General features: G+C 66.2%; 16 protein-coding genes. 11 read left to right on the top strand and 5 right to left on the bottom strand.

The window, feature by feature from the left end; translation table 11 throughout:
* Positions 1-11 precede the first annotated feature (11 nt).
* Entirely contained in the window at positions 12-422 is a 411-nt protein-coding gene (locus tag J2R76_RS22510) for a VOC family protein (protein WP_028343957.1), read from the top strand.
* 277 nt (positions 423-699) lie between these two features.
* On the opposite strand, the gene J2R76_RS22505 is transcribed toward J2R76_RS22510, so the two are convergent.
* From J2R76_RS22505 to cobT, 3 genes are all read right to left on the bottom strand, one after another.
* The gene (locus tag J2R76_RS22505) at positions 700-1,122 is read right to left on the bottom strand and encodes a hypothetical protein (RefSeq protein WP_057016263.1); all 423 of its coding nucleotides are present in this window, start codon (positions 1,120-1,122) and stop codon (positions 700-702) included.
* A gap of 78 nt (positions 1,123-1,200) precedes the next feature.
* The gene (locus tag J2R76_RS22500; protein ID WP_229192765.1) at positions 1,201-1,527 is read right to left on the bottom strand and encodes a hypothetical protein; all 327 of its coding nucleotides are present in this window, start codon (positions 1,525-1,527) and stop codon (positions 1,201-1,203) included.
* A gap of 178 nt (positions 1,528-1,705) precedes the next feature.
* Positions 1,706-2,719 (bottom strand): nicotinate-nucleotide--dimethylbenzimidazole phosphoribosyltransferase, encoded by a 1,014-nt coding sequence (cobT, locus tag J2R76_RS22495; protein ID WP_092087585.1) that lies wholly within the window; start codon positions 2,717-2,719, stop codon positions 1,706-1,708.
* Between the two features lie 178 nt (positions 2,720-2,897).
* Between cobT and cobS the strand changes: the two genes are divergently transcribed.
* Together cobS and J2R76_RS22485 are read left to right on the top strand one after the other, a co-directional pair.
* Complete coding sequence (cobS, locus tag J2R76_RS22490; protein WP_253624966.1) at positions 2,898-3,650, top strand: adenosylcobinamide-GDP ribazoletransferase; 753 nt, start codon at positions 2,898-2,900, stop codon at positions 3,648-3,650.
* 70 nt (positions 3,651-3,720) lie between these two features.
* Complete coding sequence (locus tag J2R76_RS22485; RefSeq protein WP_253624965.1) at positions 3,721-4,287, top strand: histidine phosphatase family protein; 567 nt, start codon at positions 3,721-3,723, stop codon at positions 4,285-4,287.
* Positions 4,288-4,491: 204 nt separating this feature from the next.
* On the opposite strand, the gene J2R76_RS22480 is transcribed toward J2R76_RS22485, so the two are convergent.
* Both J2R76_RS22480 and J2R76_RS22475 read right to left on the bottom strand, forming a co-directional pair.
* Positions 4,492-5,280, bottom strand: coding sequence for an SDR family NAD(P)-dependent oxidoreductase (locus tag J2R76_RS22480; RefSeq protein WP_028341382.1), 789 nt, complete (start codon positions 5,278-5,280; stop codon positions 4,492-4,494).
* Between the two features lie 291 nt (positions 5,281-5,571).
* Entirely contained in the window at positions 5,572-7,242 is a 1,671-nt protein-coding gene (locus J2R76_RS22475; protein ID WP_253624964.1) for a PAS domain-containing methyl-accepting chemotaxis protein, read from the bottom strand.
* A 512-nt stretch (positions 7,243-7,754) separates the two neighbouring features.
* Between J2R76_RS22475 and J2R76_RS22470 the strand changes: the two genes are divergently transcribed.
* From J2R76_RS22470 to J2R76_RS22435, 8 genes are all read left to right on the top strand, one after another.
* Entirely contained in the window at positions 7,755-8,420 is a 666-nt protein-coding gene (locus J2R76_RS22470; RefSeq protein ID WP_253624963.1) for a glutathione S-transferase family protein, read from the top strand.
* 145 nt (positions 8,421-8,565) lie between these two features.
* Entirely contained in the window at positions 8,566-8,937 is a 372-nt protein-coding gene (locus tag J2R76_RS22465) for a nuclear transport factor 2 family protein (RefSeq protein ID WP_057016222.1), read from the top strand.
* Positions 8,938-9,071: 134 nt separating this feature from the next.
* A complete protein-coding gene (locus tag J2R76_RS22460) occupies positions 9,072-9,488 on the top strand; it encodes a YciI family protein (RefSeq protein WP_253624962.1) in 417 nt (138 codons plus the stop codon).
* Between the two features lie 155 nt (positions 9,489-9,643).
* Positions 9,644-10,069 (top strand): YciI family protein, encoded by a 426-nt coding sequence (locus J2R76_RS22455; RefSeq protein WP_092087574.1) that lies wholly within the window; start codon positions 9,644-9,646, stop codon positions 10,067-10,069.
* A gap of 87 nt (positions 10,070-10,156) precedes the next feature.
* Positions 10,157-10,522 carry a hypothetical protein gene (locus tag J2R76_RS22450; protein WP_253624961.1) on the top strand — a complete coding sequence of 122 codons (366 nt, stop codon included), beginning with the start codon at positions 10,157-10,159 and terminating at the stop codon, positions 10,520-10,522.
* A 275-nt stretch (positions 10,523-10,797) separates the two neighbouring features.
* Positions 10,798-11,511, top strand: a complete 714-nt coding sequence (locus tag J2R76_RS22445) for a TetR/AcrR family transcriptional regulator (protein WP_253624960.1) — start codon at positions 10,798-10,800, stop codon at positions 11,509-11,511.
* A 130-nt stretch (positions 11,512-11,641) separates the two neighbouring features.
* On the top strand, positions 11,642-12,133 hold the full coding sequence (locus tag J2R76_RS22440; RefSeq protein ID WP_076827785.1) for a DUF2852 domain-containing protein: 492 nt from the start codon (positions 11,642-11,644) through the stop codon (positions 12,131-12,133).
* Between the two features lie 153 nt (positions 12,134-12,286).
* Positions 12,287-13,051, top strand: a complete 765-nt coding sequence (locus tag J2R76_RS22435; RefSeq protein ID WP_057016225.1) for a serine acetyltransferase — start codon at positions 12,287-12,289, stop codon at positions 13,049-13,051.
* Positions 13,052-13,120 lie beyond the last annotated feature (69 nt).

The following is a 13,120-nucleotide window of genomic DNA, read 5'->3' as shown; positions in this document are numbered from 1 at the left end:
GGGAGCATGCGATGCAGGTCAACCCCTATCTCTCCTACGACGGCAATTGCGGCGCCGCGCTGAAATTCTACGAGAAGGTTCTCGGCGCCCGGATCGAGGACACCTTCCCCTACGGCGAGGGCAGTGCGGAGATGCAGACGCCGCCCGGCTGGAAAGACAAGATCATGCACGCCCGCCTCACGATCGACGGCGAGATCATCATGGCCTCCGACGCCCCGCCCGGCCACTTCCAGAAGCCGCAGGGCTTCCACGTCGCGTTGCAGGTCGAGGATCCCGCGGAAGCCGAACGCCGCTTCAAGGCGCTGTCCGAGGGCGGCACGGTGACGATGCCGTTCGGCAAGACCTTCTTCTCCAACGGCTTCGGCATGTGCGTCGATCAGTTCGGCATCCCCTGGATGGTGAACTGCCCGCAGGGGATGTAGGCTGGCGGCTTATTCCGCCGAGCTCATTCCCTACCCGTCATGCTGAGGAGGCCGCGTAGCGGCCGTCTCGAAGCACGACGGCCCGGCTGTGGCCGTGCATCCTTCGAGGCTCGCCCAGCGGTGCAAGTGCACCGCAAGGCTCGCACCTCAGGATGACGGGATGGGAGCCGTAGCCCGGATGGAGCGCAGCGAAATCCGGGGCACCCAATCCGCGCCGGCAGTCCCCCGGATTGCGCTTCGCTTCATCCGGGCTACGACACTTTACAGGCTGCAAATCTCACCTGCACCGCGGATAGATCGCCGCGAGCTCGCGGCCGCGCAGCAATAGCAGGCGCGAAGTCAGGCCGCCGCGGCGGGCGATCCAGCCGCGCACCGGCGCCGGATAGGCTTGCAGCACCGCCACGGACGCTTCCGGCTCTGCATAGGTGCGGCCGCGCTGGTCGATCGAGCGCGCGGCGTGGAAGCCGAGCACGGCGCGCCGCGTCACGCAGATGCGGTCGCCCGGCACCATCGAGAGTACCAGGGTGCAGGCGGACAGGCAGGGCCCGTCGATCACGACGCGCTCGCCCGACTCGCGCACCTTGTCGAACAGCTCGATGAACGGGCCGACCTGCCCGCCGGGGCTGGCGAGGATACGAACATCGGCTTGCGCGCAGCTAACCGTTGCGCAGAGAGCTGCCGCCGCGACAAGTATTTTCATGCGCGCAATCCCTGCCACGATGCGATCGAGGTGCCGCCGCATCTGAAGCTGGAAGGCTCGCGCCGGAATGGGGCATCGTCAAGACCGATGTCCCGGTCGCGACAGCACGTGGCTCAGGCCGCGCGGTTCTTGAGCGACCCCCACGATCGCAGTGAGCACGGCGCCGGCAACGCCGCCGCCGGCGACCTGGCCGATGATGCTGCCGATGTCAGGCGTCGCGCCGGAATTGGCGAGCAGCGGGATCAGCATGCCCAGAAGCTGTCCGCCCGCACCGCCGCCGATGGCGCCTGCGATGGTGTTACCGAGCGTGCCGAGATCGATGTTCTTGGCCGCTCCCGCCGCGACATTGCCGCCGACGGCTCCGCTGATGACCTGAATAATCAGATTGATGAGAACGCCCGACATGAGGTGATTTCTCCCCGGTATCTGGTTCAGCACGGCTGAGACGCCAGCCGGCGTCCCACCGCCACGAAGGTTAGGCCTCCAACGCGCAGAGGTCATGCTACACACGCGAAGATTGTCAACCCGCGCCGACGCTATGCACCGGCTTTTTTGAGGGAACCCTCCGGCTCTCCCGGGAGCCTCAGTCCGCGCCGGAGACGCCGGCCTCGGCAAAGGTCGCCATGCCGCCATGACAGGCGAGCGCCGCGCGCAACAGCAGGATCGCAACCCCCGCGCCGGAGCCTTCGCCGAGCCGCATGTTAAGGTCGAGCAAGGGGGCGAGCTCGAGCTCGCGCAGCAATTCGCGGTGGCCGAGCTCGGCCGACACATGTCCGGCGCGGCAATGCGCGAGGCTGTCGGGTTGAAGCCGCGCCAGCGGCAGCACCGCCGCTGTCGCCACGAAGCCGTCGAGCAGCACCGGAATGCAGCGTGCGCGCGCCGCCAGCACGGCGCCCGCGATCGCCGCCAGCTCGCGTCCGCCGAGCGACATTGCGGTGGCGAGCGGATCGTCGATCGCGCCGCGATGCAGCTTGAGCGCCGCATCGATCGTGGTGCGCTTGCGTATCAGCCCGGCATCGTCGACGCCGGTGCCGCGGCCGGCCCAGCGCACTCCGCGCCCGCCCATCAAGGCGGCGCACAGCGTCGCGGCGACCGTGGTGTTGGCGATGCCCATCTCGCCGACCACGAGCAGATCGCATTGCTCGGGCACCGTGCGCCAGCCGGTATCGAGCGCGACGAGGAAATCGGCGGCGTCCATCGCCGGTCCGGTCGTGAAATCGCGGGTCGGGCGCGCCAGCTCGAGCGGCTCGACGCGCAGCTCGGCGCCGGCAAGCCTGGCGATCTGGTTGATCGCAGCGCCGCCGGCGGCGAAGTTCGCCACCATCTGCGCGGTGACCTCGGAGGGATAGGCTGAAACGCCGCGCTCGGCGATGCCGTGATTGCCGGCGAACACGGCGATCGTGACGTGGTCGAGCCGGGGCATCTCACGCCGCTGCCAGCGCGCCAGCCAGATCGCAACCTCCTCCAGGCGGCCGAGGCTTCCCGGCGGCTTGGTCAGGTTCTGCTGGCGCTGCGTGGCGGCCGCGGCACTGGCCTCGTCGCCCTGCGGCAGGTCGCGACAAAAGCCGCGGATGTCGTCTAGAGTACTGAACTGCATGCGATTCCCTCGTCGAGCGGGCCGCAAGCTAATGCATGATCCGGAAACGTGTGAAGCGGTTTTCCCTCGCGACAAATGCGTAGCATTTGCGCGGAGATCATGCCCTAACAAGAAGCTAAAGCGCGATCAGATCGAGCCCGATCTCGTCGCGCTTTAGCCCAATTTCCAGGCCTTCACCATGAATCAATGGCTCGACGATCTCCGGACCGCGACCGCCTTCCTGACCCGCCTGCCGATGCCGCATCCGGACGGCGCGCGGACGGAGAGCTTTGCGCGGGCGCAGCGGCTGTTTCCCCTGGTCGGGGCCGCCATCGGGGCGGCGATCGGCCTGTTTTGCCTGCTGCTGCGGGCGATCGGTGTGCCGGATCTCGCCGCGGCGGCGCTCGCGCTCGGCGGCGGTGCGCTGCTCACCGGCGCGCTGCATGAGGACGGGCTCGCCGATGTCGCCGACGGGTTCGGCGGCGGCCGCGATGTCGCGACCAAGCTCGAGATCATGCGTGACAGCCGGCTTGGCACTTACGGCGCGCTGGCGCTGGTGGTGAGCTTTGCCGCCAAGCTCGCGGCTCTCGCGGCAATTCCGAATGGTCTCGTGGTGCAGAGCCTGATCGCGGCGCACGCGCTGGGCCGCGGCGTGCTGCCATGGATTGCGATCAGCCAGCCTTACGCGCGCAAGGACGGGCTCGCCGCCAATGCCGGAAGGCCTGATGGGACCATTGCCGTGGTCGCGGCCGGCATCGCGCTGCTGATCGCAATCCTCGCCTTGCCGTTCAGCAGCGCGCTGCTGGCGGCGATCGCGGCCGCTGTGAGCGCGCTGGTCATGGCGCTCGTGGCAAAGCGGCAGATCGGCGGCCAGACCGGCGATGTGCTTGGCGGTGCGGAGCAGGTCGCGGAAACCACGATCCTGGTACTGCTCGCGGCGCGGTTAGGTTAGAGCGTTTTCGAGCGAAGTGGAGACCGGTTCGCGTGAAGAAAACGCGTCAAAATGAAAGCGTGAGCGGAACATGGATCGCGAAACGCGTTTCTGGCTGATCCGTCATGCGCCGGTGGACGGTCCGCGCGGCGTGATCCACGCGCCGGATGCGCCCGCCGACCTCGGCGATGCCGCGGCATTCGCGTCGTTGCAGGCGAGGCTGCCGGCCCACGCTCGCGCGGTCTGCAGTCCGGCGCGGCGCACCCGTGAGACCGCAGCAAAGCTCGGTCTCACGGCAACGGAGGACGACGCCTTTCGCGAGCAGGATTTTGGCGATTGGACCGGCCGGCGTCACAGCGAGATCGAAGCCGAGCTCGGCGCGGCCTATCGCGCGTTCTGGCAATCGCCGGGCAGCAACCGGCCGCCGCGCGGCGAAAGCTTTGCCGATCAGATCGCGCGGGCGCGGGCAGGGCTCGCGCGTCTGCCGTCCGGCGACGTCGTACTGGTCGTGCATTCCGGCACCATTCGCGCGATCCTTGCGATCGCGCTCGAGCTTGCCCCGGAGCTCGCGCTGCGCTTCGTCATCGATCCGCTGTCATTGACGCGGATCGACCGGCTGCCGAATGCATGGCGCGTGGTCGCGGTGAACGAGCGCTGATAGCGCAGTGACTCTGCTTTACCTCGCCCCGCGTGCGGGGTCGGAACGCATCGACAGATGCGTTCCGGGCGAGGGGGAGTCTCCGCGAGACTAACTGGTACTGCGCGCGCGGAGAGGGCCCCTCACCCCAACCCTCTCCCCGTAAGAACGGGGCGAGGGAGTGCAGTCCCGTCGCGGTGTGACATTAGTTCGTTCGATCAACCGTTACCCATTCCGTCGCGCGCCGCGCAGGGTCGGCAGGCCGATGCCGGCGGCGTCGAAGCCGCCGTCGACGGCGAGGATCTGTCCGGTGATGTAGCTGGCGCGATCCGAGCACAGGAAGAAGATCGCTTCCGCCAGCTCCTCCTCCAGCCCATAGCGGTTGAGCGGGATGGCGTCATGATAGTCGGCGCGGATCTCCGGCGTGTGGACGGCCTTGGCCATCGCGGTCTCGACCGGCCCGGGCGCGACGCCGTTGACGCGGATGCCGAGCGAGGCGAGTTCGACCGCGAGCTGCTTGGTGAGATGCGCGAGGCCGGCCTTGCTGGTGCCGTAAGCCGAGCGCAGCGTCGAGGCGCGCACCGCCGAGATCGAGGTGATGTTGACGATTGCACCGCCGCCATGCTCCCGCATTAACGGCGCGGCCGCCTTGGTGCACAGGAACGGGCCGGTGAGGTTGACCGCCATGATCCGGCTCCAGTCGGCGTCCGAGGTCTCCAGCACCGGCGTGAACACGGCAATGCCGGCATTGTTGACCAGCGCGTCGAGCCGGCCGAACCGGTCCGTGATCGCAGAGATCGCGGCTGCCACGCCAGCGGCGTCCGATACGTCGCAGGTCAGCGCCAGCGTGTCGTCGGGCTGCTTCAGCGCCGCGACCGCCGCGCGCAGCAATTCACCCTCGATGTCGAGCAGCGCGACGCGCCAGCCGTCGGCGAGAAAGCGTTTCGCCGCGGCAAGCCCGATGCCACGCGCGGCGCCGGTCACGAGTGCGACTTTGGGGGAAGCGGAATTCATCGGATGGTCCATCGGTCCGGGCAGGAAGTCCCGACCGTCTGCGACCTTTACTCAGACGTGTCAACCCGACGGCGACACGCGGCCTGCTCTCTGTCTCTCCGTCACCCTGAGGCGCGAGCGTAGCGAGCCTCGAAGGGTGCACGGCCCACCAGCCGGGGAGTGTGGAGTATCGGCTTCCTACGGCACGCCGACCCTCTCGCCGCAATCCTGAAGAGCCCGCAAAGCGGCGCGTCTCGAAGGATGCACGGCCCCCAGCCCGGGCCGCCCATCCTTCGAGGATCGCACCGTGGCTTACGCTGCGAGTTCGGCAGAGGCGCGCTGCATGTTGGTGGACATGTCCTGCGTCACGATGCTCTGCTCCTCGACCGCGGCGGCGGTGGAGGTGATGTATTCGTTGACGCCGGCGATCGCCGCCTTGATCTCGGACAGCGAGCTCACGACTTCGGCGGCGATCGAGTTCAGCGCGTCGATTTCCGAGGAGATCGTGTCGGTCGCCTGCTTGGCCTGATTGGCGAGGCTCTTCACCTCGGAGGCAACCACCGCGAAGCCGCGGCCGGCTTCGCCGGCGCGCGCCGACTCGATCGTGGCGTTGAGCGCCAGCAGGTTGATCTGCCCGGTGATGCTCGAGATCATCTCGACGATGCCGCTCATCGCCTGCGCTGCGGCGTTGAGCTTCTGCGCCTGTCCGTCGGCAGCCTCGACCCGGCCGGTGGCGACCGCGGCGTTCTGCTTCGACTTGGTCATGGTTTCCGAGATCTCGCGGATCGAGGCGCTCATCTCCTCGCTGCCGGCGGCGACCGCCTCGATCAGGCCGCGCGCGCTGTCGGCCTTCTTGCGGCCGATCGCCTGCGCGGTGATGTCGGTGGCGTACTTCACCACCTTGTAGGGCTTGCCGTTGAGATCGAGGATCGGGTTGTAGGAGGCTTGGATCCAGATCTCGCGGCCGCCCTTGGCGATACGCTTGTATTCGGCGGCCTGAAATTCGCCGCGGTTCAGCGCCCCCCAGAACTCGCGGTAGCCGGCCGCGCTCGCCTCAGTGGGCTCGACAAACATGCTGTGATGCTTGCCCTGGATCTCGGCAAGCGAATAGCCCATCGCGGCGAGGAAGTTCGGATTCGCGGTGCGGATCGTGCCGTCCATGTTGAACTCGATCACGGCCTGCGACTTGCCGATCGCATCGATCTGGCCGTCATTGTCGGCAGTTTTCACCTTCTGCTGCGTGACGTCGGTGGCGAACTTGACGACCTTGAACGGCTTGCCGCGGTCGTCGAGGATCGGGTTGTAGGTGGCGAGGATCCAGATTTCCTTGCCGCCCTTGCCGAGCCGCTTGAATTCGCCGGCCTCGAACGCGCCCCGGTTCAGCCGCGCCCAGAAATCGCGATAGGCCACGCTGTCGCGATCGGCGGGCGGCACGAACATGCTGTGGTGCTTGCCCCGGATCTCGGCGAGCGAATAGCCCATAGCGCCGAGGAAGTTCTCGTTGGCATTGACGATGGTGCCGTCCATGTCGAACTCGATCACCGCCTGCGCCCGGCCGATCGCGGCGATCTTGCCGGCATCCTCCATGCTGTGGATCTTCTGCGCGGTGATGTCGGTGGCGAACTTGATCACGCCGACCGGCTTGCCACCCTTGTCAAGGATCGGGTTGTAGGAGGCCTGGATCCAGATCTCGCGGCCGCCCTTGGCGATGCGCTTGTATTGCGCGGCCTGGAATTCGCCGCGGTTCAGGTCGGCCCAGAACGCGCGATAGTCCTGGCTGTCGCGCGTGGCCGGATCGACGAACATGCTGTGGTGCTTGCCCTTGATCTCATCGAGCGTGTAGTCCATCGCATTGAGGAAGTTCTCGTTGGCGTCGACGATCGTGCCGTCGAGCTTGAACTCGATCACCGCCTGCGACTTGCCGATCGCGGCAGTCTGCGCCAGCGCATTCTCGATCTTGGCCTTGTTGCTGAAACTGAACATCAGGGCTCCGTGAAGGTCCAAATAAAAGGGATGGGGAAAAGCGGATCGCGGCAACTCACGGAAAGGTTGCAGCGAGCCGTTTAGCATCGGTAAAGCCTGTTGCTCGCGCGCGCTTGGCACGAACTGCATAACGCCAAGTTCCGCGCATGCATCCGCCTCAATTCGCAAAGGTTTTTTTCAGAGTGCACGTTATCATCCACGGGCAGCACGCGATGTTCACCGTAATCATACGGACGAAAATCGATGATGACTTTCGTCTGATGCGGGGTGATTGAAACGCGGCTAGTTCAGCGATGCTGATGGACCTATTACGAAGCCTGATATCGCCGGCCACTTTTCACCGATCGATGCCGCGACGTGATTCGCGTCCTCGATGAATGTGCGTCGCGTTCGATGCTTGGTCCACGCCCGCCGACCGCAATAAGAATCGCCATAAAAATATCACGGCACGAGATGTCGGAAGGGCGGTCCCGGGCTCGTCCTCCGGTCACTCATTCCATGATGGAGTTCCGATGTCGCTTACCCTGCATTACCACCCGCTGTCCTCGTTCTGCTGGAAGGCGCTGATTGCGCTCTATGAGAACGGCACGCCGTTCACGCCGCACATGGTCAATCTCGGCGATCCCGCCGAGCGCGCGGCGCTGCTCGCGCTGTCGCCGATCGGCCGATTTCCGGTGCTCCGCGACGAGACGCGGGATGAGACGGTGCCGGAATCGAGCATCGTCATCGAATATCTCGACCGGCATTATCCCGGTGCCGTCAGGCTGATCCCCGAGGACCCGGACCTCGCGCTGCAAATCCGGCTGCGCGATCGCTTCCTCGATCTCTATGTCCACCTGCCGATGCAGAAGGTCGTCAGCGACCGGCTGCGGCCTGCGGACAGCAAGGATCCGCATGGCGTCGCCGAGGCGCGGGCGCAACTCCGCACCTCCTATGCGATCCTGGATCAGCAGCTCGATCCGCAACGCGCGCGTGGCGGCTGGATGATGGGCGAGCATTTCTCGTTGGCCGATTGCGCGGCCGCGCCGACGATGTTCTACGGCAACAAGGTCGAGCCGTTCGGAGATGGCCATCGGCATCTGGCCGCCTATCTCGAGCGGCTGATGGCGCGGCCGTCCTTCGCGCGCGTGCTGAGGGAGGCCGAGCCCTATTTCGGCATGTTCCCGCGGGAAACCTGACGCAAGCCGGCCTCCGACCCGGTTCCAAAAATAAATCGTGGCGGGATGTCGCTTTCGCGCCGCCCCGTTCGTCATCTCGCTGAGGCCCGGGTTTCCGGAGCGCTGGTCGCTCCGGGGCCCCGGGCGAATACGTGTGGGAGACGACATGGCTGCAGCTGGCAACAGGGCGGAGATCATCCGCTCCCTCTTCGCCGCCTACCTCGCCAATGACCGCGCGAGCGTCGAGGCGGCGTTCGCGGAGGATTTCCGCTTCTCGACGCCCTATGGCGAGAACATCGACAAGCCGACCTATTTCGCCGAGTGCTGGCGCGACTCCGGCTGGATCGGCCGCCACGAGATCGAGCGCATCATGGTCGACGGCGTCGAGGCCTTCGTCACCTATCGCTGCGTCGCCCGCGACGGCAAGAGCTTTCGCAACACCGAGTTCTTCGTGTTCGACGGCGACAAGGTGTCGCGCATCGACGTCTATTTCGGCCCGTCGCACCAGGACGGCGAACTTGTCAGGCAAGACCGCTGAGGGCTGTGGCGAGCGATGCAATGACCTCCCAAATAATTTTGCTTGGCCTGTCGGCGTGGCAAGCCCCGCGTCGTCCTTGAGACGAGCACCGGAGATACCGGCAAAGCAGCTGAACAAGACAACGGAGCAGGACGATGAAGTTCATGGTGATCGTGAAGGCGAACAGGGACACCGAGGCCGGCGTGATGCCGAGCACCGAGCTGCTCGCGGCGATGGGCAAGTTCAACGAGGAGATGGTCAAGGCCGGCGTGATGCAGGCCGGCGAGGGGCTGCATCCGACCAGCAGGGGTGCCCGCGTCAAATATGCCGGCGGGCAGAGCACGGTGTCGCGCGGCCCGTTCGGCCTGAGCAGCGATCTGGTCGCCGGCTTCTGGCTGATCGAGACCAAGTCGCTCGATGAAGCGATCGACTGGATGAAGCGCGCGCCGTTCGACGGCGGCTCCGAGATCGAAATCCGCCAGGTGTTTGCCGCGGAGGATTTCGGCGAGGCGCTGACGCCCGAGCTGCGCGAGCGGGGAGAGCGCCTGCGCGCGCAGGTGGGCAAGAAATGACACCCGACGTCATTCCGCGATATCGCACCGGCGATGCGCCCGGAATACATGATCATCGTCGCAAGTCGTGGATTCCGGGCCGGCGCCGCGTGGGGCTTCCCGGCATGACGAGGGTGAAGATTGCGAGTTACTCAACAGGCAAGGAAATCCGACCAATGCGTTTCATGATGCTGATGATCCCGCTCGGCTACGAGTCCGCGCCGGCCAAGCTCGAGCTCGACCCCGAACGGGTCGCCGCGATGATGCGGTACAATCAGGCGCTGAAGGACGCCGGCGTGCTGATCACGCTGGAAGGCCTGCATCCGCCGGCTGCCGGCGCGCGCGTCAAGTTCGACACCGGCGTGCCGGTCGTGATCGACGGCCCGTTCACCGAGGCCAAGGAAGTGATCGGCGGCTTCTGGATGATCGAGGTCGCCTCGCGCGCCGAGGCCATCGAATGGGCCAGCAAGTGCCCGGCCACCGCCAACGAGATGATCGAGATCCGCCAGGTGCAGGAGATGGCCGATTTCTCCGAGGAGGTGCAGCAGGCCGCCGCGACCTTCGAGCATCCGCAGGGCGGCTGGGGCAAGGCGCTGCGCTGAACCTTCAACAAGATGCGATGCCGCTTCAAAGCGTCATCGCATCACCGAACCATCGTCCACCAGCAACGACCACAACGGAGACGCAAGATGAGCACCAACACTTTCCTCGCCGTCTATCTCGGTGGCGGCAGCACCGGCTCGCGCATGGCCGCCTGGAACGCGCTGCCCGACGCCGAACGGCGCGCCAAGGAGCAGCAGGGCATGGCAGCCTGGGGCGCCTGGGTCGAAAAGCACCATGACGTGATCGTCGAGATGGGCGGACCGCTCGGCAAGACCAAGAAGGTCGGGCAGGGCGGCGTCACCGACATCGCCAATCTGATGACCGGCTTCACGGTGGTGCGCGCGCCCTCGCATGAAGCGGCGGCAAAGCTGTTCGAGAACCATCCGCATTTTTCGATCTTTCCGGGCGAAGCCGTGGAGATCATGCCGGTGCTGCCGATCCCGGGGCGCTAAGGCAGGAGAATTCACCTCCCCTTGAAAAGGGGGGCGCTTTGCTCGCCAGAGCAAAGCGGGTGGGGATCTGCTCTCCCCGCATACAGCGTCGACTGCGGCTGACCCCCATCCCGACCTTCCCCCTTTCAGGGGGAAGGAGAAGATCGATCCATGCTTGAGCCGGGCTACTGCCGTCAAGCGCGTGCAGCGAGGCCGCGTCACACCCGTTAATCTTGATTGACGCGGCGCCGCCCCGCTAGTGACCTTTACCGCGGGCTCATGTAAAAGCCGTTCACATGAGCTGGCGCAAGGACCAAGGCCGCGCCGAGCGCGGCTATCATCACGGCAATCTCAAAGAGGCGTTGCTGCAGGCCGCGCTCGACCTGATCTCGAAGAAGGGGCCGGCCGGCTTCACCTTCGCCGATGCCGCGCGGATGGCCGGCGTCAGCCCGGCCGCGCCGTACCGCCACTTCCGCGACCGCGACGAGTTGATCGCCAGCATCGCGCAGCGCGGCTTCGAGCAGTTCGAATCGCTGCTGACGCAGGCTTGGAACGACGGCCGCCCCGACACCGTCACGGCGTTCGAGCGGGTCGGCAAGGCCTATCTCGCCTTCGCCCGCGAGGAGCCCGCGTTCTATTCGGCGATGTTCGAATCCGGCCTGCCGGTCGATTCCAATCCGACCTTGATGGCGGCAAGCGAGCGCGCCTTCGCGATCATCCGCGCCGCCGCCGAGCGGCTCGCGGCACTGGCGCCGCCCGGCATGCCGCGTCCGCCGGCGATGATGATGGCGCTGCACATCTGGGCGATGTCGCACGGCGTCGCCTCGCTGTTCGGCCGCGGCGATGCCGCGCGGCGCAAGCTGCCGATGTCGCCGGAGGATCTGCTCGAGGCCGAAGTGCTGATCTATCTGCGCGGCCTCGGCTTCCCGACCGACCGCCGGCCTGGAACCGCGGCCGCCGCCGACAAGCCGGCCGGCGAAAGGTCTGGTCCCTGGGGCAAGCCGAAATAAGGTTCAACGGCCAAGCCAAAAATAATCCGAGGGGTGCGTCACCCGCGCTGCTTGACTTTCCCAAGGGATCGGCTACCTATGTAAATGTTATTTACATTCACAACCGCGTGATGCCGTGATGGAGAAGGAAATGGCCTACACCGCTGATGTCAATCGCTGGCGCGGCCCCGTCGAAGAGCCCTACCGTCCCTACTTCTACGCGACGCCGTGGCATCCCCTGAAGATCGCCGGGATCATCCTCGGCTTCATGATCTGGTGGCCGATCGGCCTCGCCCTTCTCTTTTTCACACTCGGGAGCAGAAAGATGGCCTGTTGGAGTCACAACGACATGGATCGCTGGCAGAACAAGATGGAGCGGATGCAGGACAAGATGGAGCGGATGAAGAGCCGCATGGAGCGCCGCGGCTTCCCGTTCGGCGGCTTCGGTCCGCCCTCCAGCGGCAACCGCGCCTTCGACGAGTACCGCCAGGATACGCTGCGCCGTCTCGAGGAGGAGCAGGTCGAGTTCAAGAACTTCCTCGATCGCCTGCGCCACGCCAAGGACAAGGAAGAGTTCGACGCCTTCATGGCGCAGCACAAGACCCGTCCGACCCCGCCGACCGACCAGCCGCCGCAGAGCTGATCGCGCGAGGCAAGCGCTAGCCTTCAGGCGATGTGCCCCCATAGAACCTGATGGCCCTGAGCCGCCCGTTTGCGATGAGCAAGCGGGCGGTTTGCATTTTGGGATGGTGACGCCCACTCTATCGTTTGGGATCCGGACGATGAGGTGAAGACTATGGCGGGATCAGCGACAGTGACGGCCGGCGAGCTCTGGCTTGCGATCCGGCGCGAGGCGGAGGCGGCGATCGCTGCCGATCCGTTCCTCGAGGCGTCGGCCGCCTTCATTCTCGATCAGGGCGACCTCGGCGGGGCGCTCGCTTTTCTGATCGGCCGGCATATCAGCCGCGCGGAAGAGGATCGCGCACAGTTCGCGCGGACCGCCCGCGAAGCCTATGCGGCCGAGCCCGTGCTGGTCGATGCCGCGGCCACCGATCTCACGGCCATCGTGCGCCGTGATCCCGCGATCACGGGCTTCCTGCCGCCGCTGCTCAACTTCAAGGGCTTCGTCGCGCTGCAGGCCTGGCGGGTGTCGAACTGGCTGTGGCGCCAGGACCGCCCCGACCTTGCGCTCATGATGCAAAGCGCGACGGCGGACCAATTGCAGATCAGCATTCACCCGTCGGCCCGGATTGGAACGGCGGTTTTCCTCGATCACGGCACCGGCATCATCATCGGCGCGCTGGCCTCGGTCGGCGACGAGGTCACGATTTTGCAGAACGTCACCATTGCGCGGCATCAGGATGATCCGCGCCGCGCGCCGAAGATCGGCCACGGCGTGCTGCTCAGCGCCGGCGCCACGGTGATCGGACATCTCTCGATCGGCGATTTCGCCAGGATCGGCGCCGGCGCGCTGGTGACGACGGATGTGCCCGCCGGCTGCACCGCCATCGGCGTGCCCGCGCGGCTGACCAATTGCGCGGAGGCGGGCACGCTTTCGTGAGGTGAGCACCCCTCTCAGGCACCCTCTCCCCTTGTGGGAGAGGGTGGGGTGAGGGGTGGCCCCGGGCGA

Origin of the sequence: Bradyrhizobium sp. USDA 4532, from assembly GCF_024171315.1 — a bacterium.
Classification (GTDB): Bacteria; Pseudomonadota; Alphaproteobacteria; order Rhizobiales; family Xanthobacteraceae; genus Bradyrhizobium; species Bradyrhizobium australafricanum.
Note: the sequence above shows the minus strand (reverse complement) of the source record. Positions and strands in the feature narration are given on the sequence as shown.